Source organism: Veillonella parvula, assembly GCF_024461875.1.
Lineage (GTDB): Bacteria > Bacillota > Negativicutes > Veillonellales > Veillonellaceae > Veillonella > Veillonella parvula_I.
In genome coordinates this window covers 101,539-122,111 of record NZ_JANGAL010000004.1, presented here as the reverse complement: position 1 = coordinate 122,111, position 20,573 = coordinate 101,539, and the positions used below count along the sequence as shown (strand labels likewise).

The window sequence follows — 20,573 nt, the reverse complement described above, 5'->3', positions numbered from 1 at the left end:
TATGGAAAAACTAATTGTTGGCAAGTCCTTGGAACATCAACTAGATACAGTCATTAAAGAATTGGCACCAGCAGGGAATATATCTTATGCGGTGCTACAATTCGATGATGAAGAGGAACCAACACTCATCGCAGCTAGAGGTGAAAATACTGTACATTCTAGTGCGAGTTTAATTAAGGTACTTATCATGGAATATGTCTTTCATTTAGCTCGTACGGAGCAATTGGACATTAATGATACAGTTCCTTTATCTAGAACTCCACGCGTTGAAGGTGGCGGCGCACTACAAGAGTTAGTTGGTAAACATAGTTTTACATATCTTGAGTTATGCCGTCTCATGATGGTTCTTAGTGATAATATCGCAACAAATCTACTCATCACAGTGCTCGGCATGGAAAATATCAATGCTCGTGCAGAAAAGCTTGGTATGGATGAGATGGAGCTTAATCGCATGATGATGGACTTTAACGCCCTAGCTGAAGGTCGTGATAATCACATTACAGCTATGTCGTTAGCTCGTTTGTATAAACACATTTTTGAATGTCGTGATAGAGATGCTTATGGCCGAGAAATGTGGAATATCTTAGGTCGCCAACAATTCCGTGATATCTTACCATTTTACTGGGGAGAAGGCATACGCTTTCACCATAAAACAGGATCCCTTGATCGTGTAGAACATGATGGGGGTGTAATAGAAACATTTAGGGGTCATTTTTGTTTTATCCTTTTAATGAGCGATATCGATAATGACCGAGGTAAAGAGTTAGGCGCTCAAGTTGGGCGCATCATGAAAGAATTTGTAGAGGAAGCATTGCCATGATGGATAAACGAAACTTGTTAAAACTCATGGTCCTCGCTCTAGGGGTGAGCGTACTCTTATTCGTATTTGGGTACCCTCGTGGTGTTCAACCAATCGATGAACACACAATCCGCTATGTTATTGAGCAGGAACCATCCACATTGGATCCCGCAAAGTCTACTACCTCTCCGGAGGCTACGGTTCAACTTCAATTATTCGATGGTCTAGTTCGTTTGAATGATGAAAGTGAACCTGAAGCAGCACTTGCTAAAAATTGGGACATCTCCGATGATGGTCGTGAGTATACCTTCCATTTACGACCTAATTTAAAATGGTCCAATGGAGAGCCTTTGACGGCTTATGACTTTGAATACGCTTGGAAGCGCGTATTAGACCCTGAAGTCCATGCGGATAATGCATATATGTTATATGTATTGGAAAATGGTGAAGCTTTTAATACGGGTAAAGCTGCAGCTGAAGATGTTGGGGTTAAAGCTATTGATGAGGATACATTGGTAGTTACCTTAGAAAATCCAACGGCTTATTTCTTGAAATTATTAGCGTCTCATAGCTATTATCCAGTGAGTAAAAAAGCAGTAGAAGCTCACGAAAACTGGGCGGCTAATGCGGAAACAATAGTATCTAATGGTCCATATCGTTTACTTTCTTGGAAGCATAATGGGGAAATGGATTTCATTAAGAATCCAAACTATTGGGATGCAGAATCTGTGAAGACAGAGAAAATGAATTGGCCTATTAGTGAGTCTCAAAGTACACGCCTTACCTTAGTTGAAGGTGGCGAAGCTGATATGACGGTTGAGCCTCCTGTAGCGGATCAAAAACGTCTAGAAGAAGCCGGCCTATTACATATTGGCCCTATGCTTGGTAACTACTATTACGTATTCAATGTGAAAGCAGAACCTTTCACAGATCCAGATGTGCGTAAAGCCTTTTCTATGGTTATCAACCGTGCTAATATTGTTAATAATATTGTTAGAGGCGGTAAAGAGCCAGCTTATGCATTCGTACCATATGGTATGCTTGAAAGCAATGGTCGTGAAGACTTCCGTGAAGCTGGTAGCTATCTCGTATACGAAGATGTAGAGCAAGCCAAGGAAATCCTGAAAAAGGCTGGCTATGGCAAGAATCGTCCATTGCCGCAAATTACGATTTTGTATAATACAAGTGAATTACATAAAGCTATTGCAGAAGCGATTCAAGATGCATGGATAAATGCATTTGGCGCAGATGTACGCTTACAAAATCAAGAGACAAAGGTATTCTTGGCAGACCGTGAAGCTGGCAAGTACCAAGTAGCTCGCGCTTCTTGGGTTGCCGATTATAGCGATCCACAAAACTTTTTAGAGGTATTCTCTGCTGAAGATAACGATGGTCAATATCATAGTGATGAGTATAATGAGTTGATTGCACGTATTCGTACAACTCCAAATGGGGCGGCTCGTGATGCGTTGATGCATGAAGCAGAAAAGATGATTTTTGATGAATCTCTTGTTATGCCGTTGTACTTTACAACACAACCATATGTGACAAACGGAACAATTCAAAATTATTTCTGGACCACATTGGGACTTGTTGACTTTAAAAAAGCATACAAATAAGATACACTTAAGACGTACACCTTGTGTACGTCTTTTGTTGTATGGGAATATTAATATATTATAAGTTAACAGGTATTTTCTGAGGATATATGGACTGGATTGAACCAAAACGTTTGGCACCGGGGATGACCATAGGTATTATGGCACCTGCTAGTGCTAGCGATGAAGATTTACATAGAATAGAAGAAATTTGTAAGGCTAAAGGCTATAAGGTGCTTGTAGGTGAAAGTGCAAGGAGAAAGGGGCTATATGGAGGCACACCTGAGGAGCAAGCCGTAGAATTTCAATACATGATGACTGTGGCTCCTTGTGATACGGTTCTTGCCTTGCGCGGTGGTTATGGCACGATGCGCTATTTAGATTTATTAGATTATAAAGCGATTCGTAAGTATCGGAAGGCTTTTGTTGGATATAGTGATTGTACAGCACTTCATATGGCTATTAATCGATATAGCCGCCTCATTACTTATCATGGACCTATGGGGGTAGATTTTAAATTAGACCGTAAGTCAGATATTGATACGCTATTTAATGCTTTAGAAGGCAAATTAAAAGTTATAGAACCCTTGCCAGAGCCTCCCCGAGGTGCGATTGGCACAGAACTCGGTGAGGGTATTTTACGAGGTGGTAATATGACGATGGTATCCATGTTATCGGGAACGCCTTATTTTTTAGAGAATGAATCATGGGAAGATACCTTACTATTTATTGAAGATGTAGGGGAGGCTCCTTATAAGCTGGATCGCATGTTACAACAATTTCGACTCAGCGGTTTGTTGAGCCGTATTAAAGGCTTAGTCATTGGTATCTTTACAGATTGTGAAGGAGATGAAGATGAGCGTGATTACGATTTAGGTTATGAAGCATTGCGCTATATGGAGGAAAATAGAAATCCAAAATTACCAGATCCTTTTGTATGCTATGTGCCAACGGGACATGGGGCGCCACATCAAACATTACCGCTAGGAGCGACGATTAGCTTTAGATATATTTCTAATACCATCATCGTTCATCCTTATACGAAATAGTTAAGAGCTTTTGGATGAACGATTTTACTTAATAGGCAAATAGATATTAGATAAAAATAGTAGTTACCGTGATATTAGGTAATAAAATAATAGGTAATAAGATATTAGATAATAACAAGGGGAGTTATGACACTACAAGAACGAGAGGCTCGCGCCTGTGCCATCATAGATAGTATGGCACGGGAATTGCGTGCAGTTTCCATATATTTACACGATAATCCTGAATTGGGCTTGAATGAGCATAAAGCAGTAAAGGTAATTCACCAATTCTTAGAAACACATAATTTTATATCTCATGTAAGTCTAACTAATCGGCCAGAGTTACAAACAGCGTTACGGGGCGACTATAACGGTACTGCACGGCATAAAATAGCCTTCTTAGGTGAATATGATGCGTTACCGGAACTAGGCCACGGCTGTGGTCATAACCTTATTGCTATGATGAGCTTAGGTGCTGCTGTTGCTTTTAGTCAAAGTGCACCACAGGATTGGGGTACAACATTCTTTGGGTGCCCTGCAGAGGAAACTATCGGTGGTAAGGTATATATGGCAGAAGCCGGTCTTTTTAAAGGCTATGAGGCAGCACTTATCATTCATCCAGGTGGAGAAAATGAGGTGGGAGGTACATCATTGGCGACACATCCTCTAGAGGTTACGTTCCATGGACGTTCTTGTCATATTGCATCCTTAACAGATTCAGGAATCAATGCCTTAGATTGTGCGGTAGACTTATATCAAAGGGTAAAAGATTTAAAAAAGACCTTTCCTAAAGGTGCTATTGTAGGTGCCATCTTTACAGAGGCAGGTACGGCACCAAATGTGGTTACACCAAAGGCTACGATTCGTATGACTGTTCGTGGTAGTACAGTGGATGATTTAGAAGGTATTATTTTGCCGGCTATTAAAGAGGCAGCCCAAGAAATCGGTTCATCCTATGGAGCTCAAGTTGAGATGCATCACTATGAGCCACTCTTTAAGGATATGCGTCAAGATAAACAGTTATTAAATCTCTTTAAAGATGTGATGACTGAATTTGGTGAAAGCCCACGTATATTGCCTGATGATGAGGCGGATGGTAGCACTGATGTAGGTAATGTGTCTTACGAAGTACCAACAGCACAGCCTACCTTGCAGATTGGATTAGGTTTAGAAGCGCATACGCCAGAATTTACTTGTGCTGCTGGATCTGACTATGGGTTAGACCAAGCGATTAAGGGTGCTAAGATTATGGCTGTTGTAGCCTTGCGTTATGCGATGTGTAAGTAAGTTCAATTTTTGACATATAGAGGTCAAAAAGGTACAATAGATATAATATTTAAGTAAGTATGAAATAAGCCGTCTTCAACAAGACGGCTTTTATTCCGGTGGAGATAGATATGAGTGTTTTAACCGTTTCAAATGTAACTCATGGTTTTGGAGCGCGACAAATTTTAGATGATGCATCATTCCGTTTGCTAAAAGGTGAACATGTAGGCCTCATTGGTGCAAATGGTGAAGGTAAATCTACGTTTCTTAATATCATTACAGGTAAATTGCCACCTGATGAGGGGAAAATTGAATGGTCCAATCAGGTAACTGTTGGGTATTTGGATCAACATGCTGTTCTTGAAAAAGGTATGACCATCCGTGATGTATTACAACGTGCTTTTGATGATTTATTCGTCATGGAGCAAAACATTAACGATGCGTATAATCGCATGGGTGATGTGTCCGAAGATGAAATGAATAAGCTACTTGAACAGGTAGGGGAATGGCAAGAAATTCTTGAGCAACGTGGGTTCTATGAAATTGATGCGGTTATTGAGCGTACCGCTGCCGGATTGGGACTTATGGATATCGGCTTAGATCGAGATGTAACAGAGCTCAGCGGTGGTCAACGTACCAAGGTTTTGCTCACAAAACTATTACTAGAGAAACCGACTATTTTGCTCTTAGACGAACCGACAAACTATCTTGATGTGGAGCATATTCAGTGGTTGCAAAACTATTTGCAAAATTATGAAAATGCCTTTATCTTGATTTCTCATGATATGGAGTTTTTAAACTCCGTAGTCAATGTTATTTACCATATCGAACAAGCGGTGCTTACGCGTTATACTGGTGATTATCATCAGTTCCAAGCTGCTTACGAGGTGAAAAAAGCGCAAGCAGCTAAGGCGTATGAACGTCAACAGCAAGAGATTGAGCGTATGGAAGACTTTATTCAGCGCAATAAAGCGCGCGTTGCAACACGTGGTATGGCAAATTCTCGAGCAAAGCGCTTAGAAAAGATGGAAATTCTAGAAAAGCCAAAAGAGTATATCAAGTCCACTTTTGGCTTTAAAGAAGGCCGTACGCCAAGTCGCTTTATCGTAGAGGCTTTTGGATTGCAATTAGGTTATGATGAACCATTAACAAGACCAGTAGACTTTCAAATTGAAAGAAACAAAAAAATTGCTATTCGCGGTGTCAATGGTTTAGGTAAAACAACGTTGTTGAAGACTATTTTAGGTCTATTAAAGCCTGTTAGTGGTGAGTTGGTAAAAGGTGAATTCTTACAAGTTGGCTATTTTGCCCAAGAGGATACGCCATCTAATTCTGAAACAGCATTAGATTATATTTGGAATGAATATCCGGCGATGACAAATGCAGAGGTGCGTGCAGCATTAGCTCGTTGTGGCCTTACAAATGAACATATTACGTCTCAAATGCGCGTACTTTCAGGTGGTGAGAATGCGAAGGTTCGCCTATGTAAGCTCATGCAGAATAAGTACAATGTGTTGGTCCTAGACGAACCGACTAACCATTTAGACATATATGCAAAAGAAGAACTGAGCCGTGCACTACGTGATTTTAAAGGTACAATTATATTGGTAAGTCACGAGCCTGAATTCTATCAAGATTGGGTTACGGATATTTGGAATATTGAAGATTGGACGACAAAGATTGTTTAGGAGGACCGATGAATCAACGTGCAAATGACGGGATAAAGCAATTCTTAGAGGCTTTATCTGTTGATACAGAGGCACCAGAGTTAGAAAAGACACCAAGTCGTGTAACAGAATTATATGGTGAGTTATTTAGTGGCGTAGGAGTCGAAACAAAATCGGTATGGGGTGAAACGTTTAGCACTGATTACAAGGGACTTATAGCCGTTACAGGTATTCCCTTTTATTCTATGTGTGAGCACCACTTATTGCCATTCTTTGGGACTGTAGACATTGTGTATCAACCCAAGGATGGATGTGTGGCAGGGCTCAGTAAGTTTCAAGATGTTGTTAATATACTCAGTCGCAGACCGCAATTACAAGAGCGGTTAGCATCTGAATTAGCAGATGCGATAATGAATGATTTATCTGCTCATGGTGTTTTTGTACGCATTACATCGACTCAATTATGTATGCTTATTAAAGGAACTATGCAGCAAGATTCAAAGGTAATTACATTAGAAAGCCGAGGCGTATTAGCTGAAACAGGTACAGTAAGGGATGAAGCGTTGGCAATGTTAGGCGGAGGACAGGTAAATGTTTAAACGTAGAAATTATACATGGAATGATGGCAAAAACTTATCTTTGTGTGATCGTACCCTTATCATGGGTATACTGAATGGTACACCTGACTCCTTCTCTGATGGGGGGCAATTTAATACACCAGAAACAGCTACTGCTCATGTGAAACAAATGATTGAAGATGGTGCAGATATTATCGATTTAGGCGTTGAGTCTACACGACCAGGTTCTACACCTTTGACTACGGACGAAGAAATAGAACGTCTTTCTTTATTGATAGAACCTGTGTTAAAGGCCTCTACCGTTCCTGTATCTATCGATACATATCATGCAAAAACCGCAGAATATGCTTTCTCAAAAGGGGCACATATTCTAAATGATGTATGGGGCTTACATTATGACCCTGACATGGCCGCGGTGGTGGCTAAATATAAGGTACCTGTTATCATCATGCATAATAGTAATGATACAAACTATGGTGATATCATTGAAGATATGAAAGCTTTCTTCTTCTGCGCTATTGATAAAGCGTTGAAAGAGGGTGTAACGCCACAACAAATCTGGCTTGACCCAGGTATTGGCTTTGGTAAAACTGAAGAACAAAATATTGAAGTTATGCAACGCTTGGGTGAGTTAACTGCTTATGAATACCCTGTTTTGCTTGCTCCAAGCCGCAAGCGTTTCATCGGATCTATGTTAGGCGGATTGCCTCCAGAAGATCGCGATGAAGGTACGGTAGCTGCTTGTATTACAGGCGTATTCCAAGGCGTCGATATGGTGCGAGTTCACAATGTGAAAATGCACAAACGCGCCTTAGCTGTAGCAGACGGCTTGTTACGAGGTGAATAATGGATAGAATCGTTTTAAAAAATATGGCATTCTACGGATATCACGGAAATTTGGCATCTGAGCAAGAACAAGGACAACGATTTTTTGTAGATGTAGAAATAATAACTGATCTTACAAAGGCTGGTCAAAGTGATCAATTAGAGGATTCCATCAATTATGTAGAGGTATATGAAACTGTAGAATCAATTATGACTGGTGAAAAGCATAATCTGTTAGAACGATTAGGGGCGCTTATTGCCGACTCCTTGTACCAATATTATCAAGGCATCGTAGGTCTATCTGTAACGGTGCGTAAACCATCTGTACCGATTTCAGGTATTTTAGATTATGTTGAGGTTATCACCACAAGAGGACAAATTTGATGTATACCTATTACATCGGTGTAGGCTCGAATATGGGGGATAAGAGAGGCTACATCAGTTCTGCTTTTCAATCCTTACTACATCATGAGGCAATTTCCAGGCTAGTCACTTCTCCTCTGATTGAAACTGAGCCGTGGGGATATACGGAACAAGACACCTTTGTCAATGGCGTATGGTCTTGTGAAAGCACTCTAGATCCACATCAAATGCTCAGCCTTATTCAGCAATTAGAGCAGGAGGCTGGACGAAAACGATTGATTCATTGGGGACCTCGCACATTAGATTTGGATATTATTTTAGTGTACGATATAGAGGGAAAGATGATTTCTTTGTGTGATGAGAGTCTTGTGATACCGCATCCTCATTTTTGGAATCGTAATTTTGTACTAGAACCGCTATCTCAGCTATTACCAACATTCACATATAAAGGGACTAAGATTGCTGACCGATTAGCTCAATTGGGTGCATAAGCTAGAATCGTATATAATCTAATGTTAGATACACTGTAAACACGATACATATTGTACGCATGCTTTTACGTTTTATGATTGGAAAGTCGTGGAGAGCGTAGATGAATATAAAACGTATTGGATTATTTGTACTGGCACTTATTATAATGGGGATATCTTACTGGCTTGCTGTAGGAGCAAATTATGATAGTAAAACAGTACGTATTGATCCAGAAGCGCATACACTGGTTAATTCTAGTGATGCCATTATTTCAAAACGAATATTAGCTATGAAGACTAGTGGATCACAAGTGTATTTCTTAGGTTATGAAGGACTAGGGATTTATAATTTATCTGATAATGCACTTCGTTTAATGCCAATAACCTTTAGGGGGCAACATATAGAGCCAACTAAATCGGATGATTACCAACGAGGTTTACGGAATATAACAAAGCTAAAATCTTTATCCGATTTCAGTGCTGAAGAGCAAAAAGAATTTAAAGGCTTGTTGGAGTCTACTGATGGAGGGGCCCATTATTATGGTGACTTTTACCATTCTGGTTATGAGTCGTCCCTCATTGATTTGAAGGACCAGTATTTTATTACGAATACAGTACGTGCATTAAAACGTGTTAATCATACATTATATGTGTATGATGGATCAGGTTTTATTATTATAGATTTAGGTAATCGTCGTATCCAAGGGTTCTTTAATAACCGCATTAGTGGTGAAGGCTCTAAGGGTGTACCTGATAGCTTACGTGGGCACTATGGTTCTGACTTTACTATGATATATGCATTATCAAAATTGGATCCTACAGATTTGGATATTTTATGGTCCATGCGTAAACAATATTTAGAAAAATCTCCTCAAGCGATGGAAGGAAAAGATTTGTTCCCACTCAATTTGGATGAGATGAATTTAAATGAGTTATGATTCTATTAAGATAAATCATATACAGATATACGTGATTTAAATAATTGGCATTTGAGGATATGCTATCGTTTTATGCTAAGGTATGGAGGCTCTTATGAAGTTACGTAAGGTAGGTATTATTGGCACTGGCCATGTAGGCTCTCATGTGGCATTTTCTTTAGCCTTGCAAGGTGAGGTTGATGAATTATATTTGATGGATATTGACGAGAAAAAAGCTCAGGCGCAAGCTATGGATATTAATGATGCCGTTAGCTATATTCCACATCAAGTAACTGCTACATCAGGTCCTATTGAAGAATGTGGAGATTGTGATATCCTCGTTTTTAGTGCGGGGCCTTTGCCGAATTTGTATCAGGATCGCCTTGAGAGCCTTGGTGAAACAGTGGCTGTACTAGAAGACGTTATTCCACGTATTAAGCAGTCTTCTTTTCAAGGTTTCATCATTTCCATTTCTAATCCTGTTGATGTAGTAGCTACCTATTTATGTAAACATCTTGAGTGGAATCCTAAGCGTATTATTTCAACGGGAACCGCTCTAGATTCAGCTAGATTGCAAAAAGAATTAGCTCATATCTTTACTATTAGTAATCGCTCTATTACGGCCTACTGTTTAGGTGAACATGGAGGTAGTGCCATGGTGCCGTGGTCCCATGTCTGTGTACAAGGTAAACCACTTTTAGAATTATATCGAGAGCTACCTCATAGATTTCCTAAACTTGACCATACAAAAGTACTAGATGATGTTAAAATTGGTGGCTATCATGTACTAGCTGGTAAAGGCTCTACGGAGTTTGGTATTGCGAGTGCTACCACAGAATTGATTCGCGCCGTATTCCATGATGAAAAGAAGGTATTGCCTTGCTCCTGTTATTTAAATGGACAATATGGAGAAGAAGGAATATTTGCATCTACTCCTGCTGTTATTGGTAAAGATGGTATCGAAGATGTTTTTGAACTGCAACTAACTAATGAAGAGCTAGCTTTATTTAAAGCTTCTTGTGCTGTCATTCGTGAACATGTTGCAAAGGCTGAGGCTATGTAAGTGGATATTTACTTTTGTATATAGAAAGTTTACATTGCATATGGAGTTTTAAATTTATACGGATTTATGTTACCGTTCTTAATGAGAAATATCTGTAATTTTCTTTAGTCCCAAGCTCTGTTATGTGGTATAATCTAAAAATGACAGTATACAGATGATGAATATTTGGGGGACATTATGACTCAGGACACTATGGATGTACAACGCCCAAAAAGGCCACGCAAACGGGTTCGTCCTAATCGCAAAGCACAGGACCAGCGTATTATCCTCATGTGGATCAAGCGAATTGGCATAGGGATTATGGTGCTGTTACTGTTAGGGCAGGCTTATCGCTTGGTGGCTGTATATCAAGAAAAACAACATATAGAGCAACAATTGCAAGAGTTACAGCAGCGAAATGAAGAGTTAGAACAGGAAAAGGCTAGGTTACAAGATCCAAAGACCATAGAAGGGGTTGCTCGTGAGGAGTTAGGATTGGTAAAGCCTGGTGAAGTACCATATGTAAAATAGAGTGTATTCTATTATTTTTTCTTTGCATCAGTTTGTAGTTTAAGGTTTCCGCATTAATTAGGAGGTTGCATGGCAATCGAAGTTGGTAACATTATTGATGGTACCGTATCAGGTATTACAAAATTCGGCGTATTTGTTGATTTAGGAGAAAAGCAAACAGGGTTAGTTCATATTTCTGAAGTAGCTCATGGGTATATTGAAGATATTAATACCCTTTTAAAGGTTGAGGATCCAGTAAAGGTTAAGGTTTTATCTATTGATGGGAATAAAATAGGACTTTCCATTCGTCAAACACAACCTAAAGAGGGGATGGATGAAGAAAAACGTCCTCATCGTGTTCAATCGAAACAAAGCATAGAGTCTTTCGAAGCGAAGATGAAATCATTTTTGCGCGATAGCAATGAACGATTACACGATTTAAAACGTAATACCGAAGGAAAACGCGGAGGCCGAGGTGGTCGTCGAGATTAATAGTGAGAGATGGCATCTAGCCATCTCTTTACTTATGTATAGAGTATTAACGCTATAATAGTATTAGGAAAAATCTATTTATATGTAAGGAGCAATTATGAAGTTAGCAATTATCGATATTGGCTCTAATTCGGTGCGCTTATTATTGGCTACCTATGAGAATAACGAGTGGCGTTATGAGCCTAAGCAGTTGTGGACTACTCGTTTAGGTCAACGAAATACAGATGGTACCTTGCGAGATGAATCCATGGAAGCATCCTATCAAGCCTTTACGGATATACAAAAAATAGCAAATGAATACAGTGCTGACTATTGCTTTGGTTTTGCGACGAGCGCTGTTCGTGAAGCGGCTAATGGACTTGCATTTATGGAACGTATTAATACATACTGTCCTATGGAGTGGCGAATTTTATCTGGTGCTGAAGAGGCCATGTATGGCTTTTATGGCGCTTTAGGAAATCAATTAGAGGATGGACGTCATTATACGACCATTGATATTGGTGGAGGTAGTACAGAACTTGCATTAGGTAACAAGGATGGAGTGTACTGGAGCCGTTCTTATCCTGTGGGAGCGGTACGCCTTCAATCTATATCTGACGAAGGGCCTCAACGAGTGTGGGAGGAAACCCGTTTTCTTTGGGATCCGATGATGATTGAAGGTGAATTTGGTGAATTCATTGGTATTGGAGGAACCCTAACAACCTTGGCTGCTATTGATTTAGGTTTAGACCATTATGATGGCACAAAGGTACAAGGTCATAAATTGAGCCGTGAAACGGTGGAAGGCATTATTATGAATTTGCGGTATATGAGTCGTGATGAGAGACTACAAGTAAAAGGTTTACCCGCTGGGCGTGCCGACATTATTGTTGCTGGGGCAGAGATTTTAACGTCCTTTATGGATTCCTATGAGGTCCCTCATGTATTTGTGAGCGACCAAGATGGTATGGAGGCGATGGCCCGTGAATGTGAAAGCACTCATTCGAACCGTTAATCACACTTTAAAATTACATGATATATTTCCTGAGAATTGTCGTATCTTGGTAGCTTGTTCTGGTGGTCCTGATTCGATGGCTTTATTGCATTTATTGCAAGATATTGCTACACATCGCCATACAGTATATGAGCTTGGAGTTGCTATAGTAGATCATTGTATTCGTCCTGAAAGTAAGGATGAGGTCCTATGGTTACGAAATCAAGCGGACGTACTAGGACTGCCATTTTATACGGCTGTCTTTGACGTGCCTAAATTGAGTCAAGCTCAAAAGCTATCAGAGGAAACTATAGGCCGCCAAGTTCGGTATCAATGGCTAACCGGTATAGCACAGTCTGAGGGGTATGACTATATTGCAGTAGCTCATCATAAAGATGACCAAGCAGAATCAATTTTAGCACATCTTATTAGAGGGACTGGACTTAATGGTTTGACAGGCATGGCCGTTGTTAGTAATGATTATACTGTTCCAGTAGTAAGACCTCTGTTAGATGTCACAAAAGAAGAATTACTTCTATATTTAAAAGAGAAAGATATTTCTTACTGTATAGATAGTACAAATGAGGATGTACGATATCAAAGAAATAGAATTCGTCATCGCATTATACCTGAGTTAAAAGCCATTAATCCTATCGTTAGCGATGCCATAGTAAGGCTAGGGGCTTCTGTACGCGAAGACATTTCTCTTATTTCTAATTTAACGGATATGGCGTTTGATGAGTTAGTAACTATCTCTGATGAGGGCGCGTTTATATCTCGTAGGGGGTTACGTAAGAAGCCGTTGTCTATCCAACGTCGATTGTGGCAAAGACTGGTGAGCATCTTTGATCCTGAAATCAAGCTTACCACTGCTCATCAAGAGCAATTACTCGATATTGTTAACACTGGGGAAGGGAAAACTTTCAATATTAAAAGTATAAAAGTAAGTGCTCAATGTGATACAATAAAGGTATATTGCAAACATTAATATGAATCGCGGAGGTCATATAGATGCATCAAGATGCAAAAGATATTTTATATACAGAGGAACAATTAAAGGCTCGTGTGGCTGAATTAGGTCGTCAAATCAGTGCTGACTATAAAGGGGAATCCGTAGTTCTCGTAGGTGTATTGAAAGGTGCTATCGTTTTCTTTACAGATTTAGCTCGCTCTATCGATGAGAATGTGGATGTAAGCTTCGATTTTATTTCTTGCTCTAGCTATGGCAGTGGTACAACTAGTACAGGTGTAGTTCGAATTTTAAAAGATTTAGATCGCTCTGTAGAAGGAAAGCATGTACTCGTCGTAGAAGATATTGTAGATACGGGTACAACATTACATTACTTGCTAGAAAATTTACATGCTCGTGGAGCTAAGAGTGTACGCCTTGCAGCGTTGTTGAATAAGCCTGAACGCCGTAAAATGGATGTAGAAGTAGACTATGTGGGCTTTGTCATCCCTGACTACTTTGTTATCGGCTATGGTTTAGACTATGCAGAAAAATATCGTCACTTACCTTATATAGGTATTTTAAAGGAAGAAATGTATCAAGATTAAAAATATGATATAATATATGAGTGCATCTCTCAACGAGATGTACTCAATTCGTTTATGCCACTAAACTATTATTGAAAGGGGTAATATTTTGGGTCGATTTACTAAAAATATCGTCCTTTATTTACTTATCATTGCCGCTTTCGTTATCGCCATTGACGCTTTCTCTGGTCAAAGTGCGAATAAATCTGAACTCAGTTATACAGGATTTATTCAACAAGTACAACAGAAAAAGGTTGAGTCCGTAACGATTACCAATGATCATGGTATTAAAGGTAAACTAAAAAATGGAACAGAATTCAATTCTTATGCGCCAACTGATGAAACATTAATCAAAACTTTACAAGATAATGGTGTAGAAATTACTGCAGCTCCACCTGAGCAACCTGCTTGGTGGATGAGCTTGTTAGGTTCTGCTATTCCGATTATCATCTTGGTAGTATTATTCTTCTTCATCATGCAACAAACGCAAGGTGGCGGTGGCCGAGTGATGAACTTTGGTAAAAGCCGTGCTAAATTGATGGGTGAAGGCAATGTAAAGGTTAGCTTCAAAGATGTAGCTGGCGCTGAAGAAGCAAAACAAGAATTAGAAGAAGTAGTAGAGTTCTTAAAGGATCCAGGCAAATTTACAACTATCGGTGCTAAAATTCCGAAAGGTGTATTATTGGCAGGACCTCCAGGTACAGGCAAAACATTACTTGCTAAAGCTGTTGCTGGTGAAGCAGGGGTACCATTCTTTACGATTTCTGGTTCTGACTTTGTAGAGATGTTCGTTGGTGTTGGTGCTTCTCGTGTGCGTGATCTTTTCACACAAGCGAAAAAGAACGCCCCATGTATCATCTTTATAGACGAAATTGATGCGGTTGGTCGCCAACGTGGTGCCGGCCTTGGTGGTGGTCACGATGAACGTGAACAAACATTAAACCAATTGCTCGTTGAAATGGATGGCTTTGGTGCCAACGAAGGTATTATTACTATCGCTGCAACAAACCGCCCAGATATTCTAGATCCTGCACTTTTACGTCCAGGTCGTTTTGACCGTCAAGTTATTGTAGGTCGTCCAGATCTACGCGGCCGTGAAGCAATTTTGAAAGTTCATGCTCGTAATAAGCCTTTGGCTGATGATGTAGACTTGAAAACGATTGCGAAGAAAACTCCAGGCTTTACTGGTGCAGACTTGAGCAATTTGTTAAATGAAGCAGCTCTTTTGGCGGCTCGTCTTAACAAAAAAGTAATTACTATGGCTGAAGTTGAAGAAGCCAGTGAAAAAGTTAGTATGGGACCTGAACGCCGCAGTCATATTGTGAGCGATAAGGATCGTAAATTGACAGCATACCATGAATCTGGTCATGCTATCGTGGCACATCTATTGCCTCATGCAGATCCTGTTCATAAAGTAACGATTATTCCTCGTGGTGCAGCTGGTGGCTACACTATGATGCTTCCTACTGAGGAACAAAACTACAAAACAAAATCTCAATTATTAGCAGATATTCGAGTTGCTCTTGGTGGTCGAATTGCAGAAGCCTTGATTTTAGATGAAATCAGTACAGGCGCTTCTGGGGACCTTCAAAGTGTAACTAATACTGCTCGCGCTATGGTAACGCGTTGGGGGATGAGCGATGAGCTTGGTCCTATCGTGTTTGGTGAACAACAAGAACAAATCTTCTTAGGAAAAAACCTAGGCCATGAGCGCAACTATAGTGAAGAAATCGCTGCGAAAATCGACTCTGAAATTCATCGTATCGTAGAAGAAGCTTATAAAGATGTAACAAAACTTCTTAGCGATAATGAAAAATTCTTACATGACATGGCAAATGCTTTGTTAGAAGAGGAAACAATCGATGCGAAAGCGGTAGATAATCTTTACAAATATGGTACAACAAAAGAACCTGAAGCTGAGGAGCCTAAAGTAGCTTCTGAAGTAGAAGGTAGCGTAGTACCAGAGAGTGTTGATGCTAAAGAAATAACTAGTACTGTAGCAGATCCTAGTGAAGCATCATCTAATGAAATTAAATAATGGATTTCGTCCAAATGAAAAAGAGCTAGCCTTTTTAGAAGGCTAGCTCTTTTTTACTGTCCATCGTTTATATGACGTGTGGCAAGAAGTTCTGTCATGCGTTGTTCTTTTAGTTTTTGCAAATATTTTTGTGCCAAAACATTTGGTATAGCTACACCGATTGCTATAGCTATAGTTGTAAATGTGCCAGTTACACCATTTTGTATCATAAGGATTAGACTAGCATCATTTAATGCATTGATGTGTAACATATCGAAGAGAAATCGGTAGTACAGTATACCGGGCATTAATGCGATGGCAGACGGTACGATAATGATAGTGCTAGATGTTTTTAACCAAGTAGAAACTTTTACAAAAATAATACTCATAATGGCAGCACCAATAAAGGTAGCACCTGGTGTAGAAAATCCTAATTCTACGGATAGTATATTGCGAATACATACACATAGTACGCCACCAATACCAATGGATACTAATAGCCTGACAGGAGCATTAAAAAGTACCGCAAAAGCGGCTGCAGCTGTAAAAGAACCGATAACTTGCTCTATGGAAATAACATGAGGTTTAATATCAACGAAATTAAATGCTGGTGCAGGACTAAAGTAGAGTGCCATGGCCATACCTAAAGTCATGCTACCCACGATGAGTAGTGTTCTAATAGCGCGTGTCATACCCGATAAAATATGATTATTAATAATATCGATGACACAATTGATCAATGGCACCCCAGGAATCATAAACAAGGTGCAGCAAACGAGTACATATAGTAAGGATTCATTATTTACATGACTATAAAAAGCGTAAGCCGATATCATGGCACCAAATCCGCCTAATGCGATTCCTACATATTCATTAAGCCCTAATCTGCCTGATAGGGTACGCGTAAAATAACCAATACTAGAACATATGATAGTAACGATGAATGCGATGATATCGCCACTGTAAAGGTATGCAAGACCTGCTGAACCTAGTGCACAAGCTAGTCCTTTTATCCAGTTTGGATACGTTGGTATAGTTGTATCCAGTTTGGCAATTAGTCGTTCATAGGTCGTTAGTGAGTAATGTCGCTCAAAGGCGCGCCATGTGAGCTTTGATACGGCATTGATCATAGCCATATTCGGAATGTGAACTGGTGTTTTTCTAAATACAGTTATGGATCGTTCTTTGTGTAATAGATTGACCATAATAGTGGTATATGAAATATGGATATTTAAGTAATCATGAGGAATTCCCATAAATGTTGCGGCTTTTAGCATTTCCTCAATGATTCGATTTGTATTTGCCCCACATTCCATTAGTAACTTCCCTATATTGAGTAGTACATCCAGTTTTCGATGAATATGAATAAAAGGGTTCTCTAAAACTTGATTTTTTTCTTCTAATGTAAACTGTTTCATATATCTCTCCGAAGGATAATAGATAGCATTATTGTTATCTATTTTTTTATGTATACCTTTATACTATATACATTATAACATTAATTATTTTAAATAATCCTTGCATTTTACAAGGTACACTTGTACAATCGAATTGTAAACCTAGGTTGACAAAGAAAGGGGCTCTAAACTATGCGTGATGAAGTGCTAGAATTCTTGAGACAAAACCAAGGTAGTTTCGTATCGGGACAAGATATGTCCGAAGCCTGCCATGTTTCGCGCACAGCTATTTGGAAACATATCAAGGCGTTACGTCAAAAAGGCTACAAAATTGAATCTTATACCAAGAGAGGGTATCGATTATTGGAAGAACCTGATTTGTTGAGCCCCTTGGCAATGAAACAAATCTTAAAAACAGATGTATTTGGTAAACGATATGTTTATATGGATACCACGGAGTCTACGAACTTAGAAGCTCGTCGTTTAGCTCAACAAGGTGCAGAAGAAGGTACGGTTGTGGTTACTGAGGAACAGGCTGCTGGTCGTGGGCGTTTATCTCGCGGTTGGTATTCTCCATTTGGCAAAGGCTTGTGGTTTAGCTTGATTTTACGCCCTGATTTTCCACCTGTAGAGGCTCCAAAATGTACTTTGATGGCTGCAGTGGCTTTAACAAAGGCCTTTCATAAGATGGGGCTCACTGATGCGGGGATAAAGTGGCCTAATGATATTCTTGTGAATGGTCGTAAGCTAGTAGGTATTTTGACAGAAATGTCTGGTTCTATGGAAGAAATTTCTCATATTGTAATGGGCATTGGGGTCAACGTAAAAACAAAACAAGAAGAACTACCAGAAGAGTTAAAATTAATTGCTACATCCCTTGCGATGGAAGATATTGATATTGAGCGCACAGAAGCATTTAGACTTATATTAGAAGAATTAGAACATCAATATTATGAAGTGCTCGATAGTGGCTTTGACGAAACCCTTAATGAATGGCGGCAATTATCTGTTACTCTCGGTGAAGAAATTGAAGTGCGTGCTCCTGGCAATACCTATGAAGGGGTGGCTACAGATATTGATGAAGATGGTAATTTATTAGTAAGAATCTCAGATGGGACAATTAAACGTATTGTGGCAGGGGACGTATCAATTCGTCCGCGTAAATAGGAGGCATTAATGTTATTAGTAATTGATGTGGGAAACACCAATATTGTTCTCGGTGTATACGACAAGACAGAACTTGTGGGTCACTGGCGTATTTCCACAGATCGGGTCCGTACCACCGATGAATATGGCATGCTGATGATGAACTTATTCTTTCACGACCGTAAGGTTGATGTAAAAGATATTAATGCTATCATTATTTCCTCGGTTGTACCACCATTAATGCCTACATTAGAGCGCGTGTGTTTGCGCTACTTTAATGTAAATCCTCTTATTGTAGGTCCAGGTACTAAAACTGGCATCGCTATTAAGTATGATAATCCTCGTGAAGTAGGGGCTGACCGTATTGTAAATGCTGTAGCAGCACATGAGCTTTATAAGGGCGATTTAATTATCATCGATTTTGGTACGGCTACAACTTATTGTGCGGTACAAGGTAATGGCGATTATATGGGCGGGGTTATTACTCCAGGGGTAACAATTTCTGCAGAGGCTTTATTCCAACGGGCGGCCAAATTACCTCGTATCGATGTGAGAGACCCGGGGCAAGTCATTTGTCGAAATACGGTGTCCTCTATGCAATCTGGTATGTTCTACGGTTATGTAGGTCAAGTAGAAGGCCTCGTGTCTCGTATGAAAGTGGAAATGGGAAATCATGTAACTGTAGTTGCTACAGGTGGTTTGGCACAGCTTATTAGCAGTGCTACAGACTGCATTGACCATGTAGAACCTATGCTTACATTAGAAGGCTTACGCCTTATTTACGAAAGAAATAAATAATGCTACTATAATATAGTTACGTATATGTAACGAAGTAGTGTACATTTGGGTACAGCTTATGCTGTACCTTTTTTATTAAGGGAAATAGAATTATATGAATAATAAACAGTGGCAAATTGGGGCTGTCAAAATTGATGGTCAAGCCATATTAGCGCCTATGGCAGGGGTTAGCGATATTGCGTATCGACTACTGGCTAAAAAACATGGTGCAGCCTTGGTATGTACCGAAATGGTCAGTGCTATGGGTATTAAATATAAGAATGAACGTACTCATGAATTATTGCGCATTGAAGAGGCAGAACGTCCTGTATCCATGCAAATTTTTGGCTCTAATCCAGAAGCAATCGCTTTGGGGGCTAAGGTTGTGGCCGATGCGGGCGCCGATATTGTAGATATAAACATGGGCTGTCCTGTAAAAAAGGTAGTTACCTCTGGCGATGGTTCGGCACTTATGAAAAATCCTGATCTAGCGGCTCGTGTTGCAGAAGCCGCTGTTGAGGCTGTTGATGTACCGGTTACTGTAAAAATGCGTATTGGTTGGGATAGTGACTCTATCAATGTCGTGGATTTTGCAAAGCGCATTGAGTCTACAGGTGTGGCTGCTATTGCTGTACATGGTCGTACAAAGGAGCAAATGTATAGTGGACATGCGGACTGGTCTTATATTAAGGCTGTGAAAGAAGCGGTATCTGTACCTGTACTTGGCAATGGTGATATTGTGGAGCCTGAAGATGCTAAGCAAATGCTTGATGAAACAGGCTGTGACGCTGTAATGATAGGTCGTGGGGCACAAGGGAACCCTTGGATCTTTGATCGCATTCACCACTATCTAGCTACTGGTGAAGTGTTACCTGCACCGACCGATATAGAGCGTCTAGATATGTTATTAAAGCATTTTGACTTGTTATGCCAATACAAGGGTGAAAGTATGGCCGTTAAGGAGATACGCACTCATGCGGGCTGGTATATGAAGGGACTTCCGGAATCTGCATATTGGCGCAATCGAGTGAATACAATTCATACTGTAACGAGCTTTCACAATGAGCTAGAATCATATCGCAAAATACTGTCCGAAGGGTAGTCAGATTGACAAATAAATAGTATTTTTATATAATGATTGAGATAATTTAGAAACAAGAGATAAGGTGTCA

The 20,573-nt window shown here is 39.8% G+C and carries 21 protein-coding genes; 20 read left to right on the top strand and 1 reads right to left on the bottom strand.

Going from position 1 to position 20,573, the window contains the following annotated elements:
- The first annotated feature begins 1 nt into the window (after nucleotide 1).
- The 17 genes from NE668_RS07975 (at nucleotide 2) to ftsH (ending at nucleotide 16,102) form a co-directional block, all read left to right on the top strand.
- Nucleotides 2-820: a serine hydrolase gene (locus tag NE668_RS07975; protein WP_008603492.1), complete on the top strand. Its 819-nt coding sequence runs from the start codon at nucleotides 2-4 to the stop codon at nucleotides 818-820.
- The gene (locus NE668_RS07970; protein WP_004695386.1) at nucleotides 817-2,418 is read left to right on the top strand and encodes a peptide ABC transporter substrate-binding protein; all 1,602 of its coding nucleotides are present in this window, start codon (nucleotides 817-819) and stop codon (nucleotides 2,416-2,418) included. The genes NE668_RS07975 and NE668_RS07970 overlap by 4 nt, the downstream gene beginning before the upstream one ends.
- Before the next feature lie 89 nt (nucleotides 2,419-2,507).
- Nucleotides 2,508-3,446 carry a S66 peptidase family protein gene (locus NE668_RS07965; protein WP_004695389.1) on the top strand — a complete coding sequence of 313 codons (939 nt, stop codon included), beginning with the start codon at nucleotides 2,508-2,510 and terminating at the stop codon, nucleotides 3,444-3,446.
- Nucleotides 3,447-3,572: 126 nt separating this feature from the next.
- Nucleotides 3,573-4,712 carry an amidohydrolase gene (locus NE668_RS07960; RefSeq protein ID WP_008603490.1) on the top strand — a complete coding sequence of 380 codons (1,140 nt, stop codon included), beginning with the start codon at nucleotides 3,573-3,575 and terminating at the stop codon, nucleotides 4,710-4,712.
- A 110-nt stretch (nucleotides 4,713-4,822) separates the two neighbouring features.
- Nucleotides 4,823-6,379: an ABC-F family ATP-binding cassette domain-containing protein gene (locus tag NE668_RS07955; protein ID WP_227037918.1), complete on the top strand. Its 1,557-nt coding sequence runs from the start codon at nucleotides 4,823-4,825 to the stop codon at nucleotides 6,377-6,379.
- Between the two features lie 8 nt (nucleotides 6,380-6,387).
- Nucleotides 6,388-6,957 (top strand): GTP cyclohydrolase I, encoded by a 570-nt coding sequence (gene folE / locus NE668_RS07950; RefSeq protein WP_004695394.1) that lies wholly within the window; start codon nucleotides 6,388-6,390, stop codon nucleotides 6,955-6,957.
- Entirely contained in the window at nucleotides 6,950-7,783 is an 834-nt protein-coding gene (folP, locus tag NE668_RS07945) for a dihydropteroate synthase (RefSeq protein WP_004695397.1), read from the top strand. The genes folE and folP overlap by 8 nt, the downstream gene beginning before the upstream one ends.
- Nucleotides 7,783-8,145, top strand: coding sequence for a dihydroneopterin aldolase (gene folB, locus NE668_RS07940; RefSeq protein WP_004695400.1), 363 nt, complete (start codon nucleotides 7,783-7,785; stop codon nucleotides 8,143-8,145). The genes folP and folB overlap by 1 nt, the downstream gene beginning before the upstream one ends.
- Entirely contained in the window at nucleotides 8,145-8,615 is a 471-nt protein-coding gene (gene folK / locus NE668_RS07935) for a 2-amino-4-hydroxy-6-hydroxymethyldihydropteridine diphosphokinase (RefSeq protein ID WP_004695402.1), read from the top strand. The genes folB and folK overlap by 1 nt, the downstream gene beginning before the upstream one ends.
- A gap of 101 nt (nucleotides 8,616-8,716) precedes the next feature.
- Complete coding sequence (locus NE668_RS07930; RefSeq protein ID WP_004695404.1) at nucleotides 8,717-9,532, top strand: hypothetical protein; 816 nt, start codon at nucleotides 8,717-8,719, stop codon at nucleotides 9,530-9,532.
- A gap of 94 nt (nucleotides 9,533-9,626) precedes the next feature.
- On the top strand, nucleotides 9,627-10,574 hold the full coding sequence (locus tag NE668_RS07925; RefSeq protein WP_227037919.1) for an L-lactate dehydrogenase: 948 nt from the start codon (nucleotides 9,627-9,629) through the stop codon (nucleotides 10,572-10,574).
- A 177-nt stretch (nucleotides 10,575-10,751) separates the two neighbouring features.
- Complete coding sequence (locus tag NE668_RS07920) at nucleotides 10,752-11,084, top strand: FtsB family cell division protein (protein ID WP_004698500.1); 333 nt, start codon at nucleotides 10,752-10,754, stop codon at nucleotides 11,082-11,084.
- A gap of 69 nt (nucleotides 11,085-11,153) precedes the next feature.
- Complete coding sequence (locus NE668_RS07915) at nucleotides 11,154-11,555, top strand: S1 RNA-binding domain-containing protein (protein ID WP_004695410.1); 402 nt, start codon at nucleotides 11,154-11,156, stop codon at nucleotides 11,553-11,555.
- 97 nt (nucleotides 11,556-11,652) lie between these two features.
- Complete coding sequence (locus NE668_RS07910) at nucleotides 11,653-12,549, top strand: Ppx/GppA phosphatase family protein (protein ID WP_227037920.1); 897 nt, start codon at nucleotides 11,653-11,655, stop codon at nucleotides 12,547-12,549.
- Complete coding sequence (gene tilS / locus NE668_RS07905; protein ID WP_105087045.1) at nucleotides 12,518-13,516, top strand: tRNA lysidine(34) synthetase TilS; 999 nt, start codon at nucleotides 12,518-12,520, stop codon at nucleotides 13,514-13,516. Before NE668_RS07910 ends, tilS begins: the two co-directional genes overlap by 32 nt.
- Nucleotides 13,517-13,539: 23 nt before the next feature.
- Nucleotides 13,540-14,085: a hypoxanthine phosphoribosyltransferase gene (gene hpt / locus NE668_RS07900; RefSeq protein WP_004698467.1), complete on the top strand. Its 546-nt coding sequence runs from the start codon at nucleotides 13,540-13,542 to the stop codon at nucleotides 14,083-14,085.
- An 88-nt stretch (nucleotides 14,086-14,173) separates the two neighbouring features.
- Nucleotides 14,174-16,102: an ATP-dependent zinc metalloprotease FtsH gene (ftsH, locus tag NE668_RS07895; protein ID WP_227037921.1), complete on the top strand. Its 1,929-nt coding sequence runs from the start codon at nucleotides 14,174-14,176 to the stop codon at nucleotides 16,100-16,102.
- A 53-nt stretch (nucleotides 16,103-16,155) separates the two neighbouring features.
- Here ftsH and NE668_RS07890 read toward each other — a convergent pair whose 3' ends face one another.
- Nucleotides 16,156-17,499: a threonine/serine exporter family protein gene (locus tag NE668_RS07890; protein ID WP_004695419.1), complete on the bottom strand. Its 1,344-nt coding sequence runs from the start codon at nucleotides 17,497-17,499 to the stop codon at nucleotides 16,156-16,158.
- Between the two features lie 171 nt (nucleotides 17,500-17,670).
- Here NE668_RS07890 and NE668_RS07885 point away from each other — a divergent pair, with 171 nt between their 5' ends.
- From NE668_RS07885 to dusB, 3 genes are all read left to right on the top strand, one after another.
- Nucleotides 17,671-18,645, top strand: a complete 975-nt coding sequence (locus tag NE668_RS07885) for a biotin--[acetyl-CoA-carboxylase] ligase (protein WP_008715815.1) — start codon at nucleotides 17,671-17,673, stop codon at nucleotides 18,643-18,645.
- Between the two features lie 9 nt (nucleotides 18,646-18,654).
- Nucleotides 18,655-19,422, top strand: a complete 768-nt coding sequence (locus tag NE668_RS07880; protein WP_227037922.1) for a type III pantothenate kinase — start codon at nucleotides 18,655-18,657, stop codon at nucleotides 19,420-19,422.
- A gap of 94 nt (nucleotides 19,423-19,516) precedes the next feature.
- Entirely contained in the window at nucleotides 19,517-20,503 is a 987-nt protein-coding gene (gene dusB, locus NE668_RS07875; RefSeq protein WP_008603473.1) for a tRNA dihydrouridine synthase DusB, read from the top strand.
- The last annotated feature ends 70 nt before the right edge of the window (nucleotides 20,504-20,573 follow it).

Bases quoted from the DNA above. Each gene is read 5' to 3' on its own strand.
- NE668_RS07955 (WP_227037918.1), top strand. From the start codon at position 4,823: ATGAGTGTTTTAACCGTTTCAAATGTAACTCATGGTTTTGGAGCGCGA.
- folK (WP_004695402.1), top strand. From the start codon at position 8,145: ATGTATACCTATTACATCGGTGTAGGCTCGAATATGGGGGATAAGAGA.
- NE668_RS07925 (WP_227037919.1), top strand. From the start codon at position 9,627: ATGAAGTTACGTAAGGTAGGTATTATTGGCACTGGCCATGTAGGCTCT.
- NE668_RS07970 (WP_004695386.1), top strand. From the start codon at position 817: ATGATGGATAAACGAAACTTGTTAAAACTCATGGTCCTCGCTCTAGGG.
- NE668_RS07975 (WP_008603492.1), top strand. From the start codon at position 2: ATGGAAAAACTAATTGTTGGCAAGTCCTTGGAACATCAACTAGATACA.
- NE668_RS07930 (WP_004695404.1), top strand. From the start codon at position 8,717: ATGAATATAAAACGTATTGGATTATTTGTACTGGCACTTATTATAATG.
- NE668_RS07910 (WP_227037920.1), top strand. From the start codon at position 11,653: ATGAAGTTAGCAATTATCGATATTGGCTCTAATTCGGTGCGCTTATTA.
- NE668_RS07965 (WP_004695389.1), top strand. From the start codon at position 2,508: ATGGACTGGATTGAACCAAAACGTTTGGCACCGGGGATGACCATAGGT.
- hpt (WP_004698467.1), top strand. From the start codon at position 13,540: ATGCATCAAGATGCAAAAGATATTTTATATACAGAGGAACAATTAAAG.
- NE668_RS07880 (WP_227037922.1), top strand. From the start codon at position 18,655: ATGTTATTAGTAATTGATGTGGGAAACACCAATATTGTTCTCGGTGTA.
- NE668_RS07960 (WP_008603490.1), top strand. From the start codon at position 3,573: ATGACACTACAAGAACGAGAGGCTCGCGCCTGTGCCATCATAGATAGT.
- NE668_RS07885 (WP_008715815.1), top strand. From the start codon at position 17,671: ATGCGTGATGAAGTGCTAGAATTCTTGAGACAAAACCAAGGTAGTTTC.
- NE668_RS07920 (WP_004698500.1), top strand. From the start codon at position 10,752: ATGACTCAGGACACTATGGATGTACAACGCCCAAAAAGGCCACGCAAA.
- folP (WP_004695397.1), top strand. From the start codon at position 6,950: ATGTTTAAACGTAGAAATTATACATGGAATGATGGCAAAAACTTATCT.
- folB (WP_004695400.1), top strand. From the start codon at position 7,783: ATGGATAGAATCGTTTTAAAAAATATGGCATTCTACGGATATCACGGA.
- NE668_RS07915 (WP_004695410.1), top strand. From the start codon at position 11,154: ATGGCAATCGAAGTTGGTAACATTATTGATGGTACCGTATCAGGTATT.
- dusB (WP_008603473.1), top strand. From the start codon at position 19,517: ATGAATAATAAACAGTGGCAAATTGGGGCTGTCAAAATTGATGGTCAA.
- folE (WP_004695394.1), top strand. From the start codon at position 6,388: ATGAATCAACGTGCAAATGACGGGATAAAGCAATTCTTAGAGGCTTTA.
- NE668_RS07890 (WP_004695419.1), bottom strand. From the start codon at position 17,499: ATGAAACAGTTTACATTAGAAGAAAAAAATCAAGTTTTAGAGAACCCT.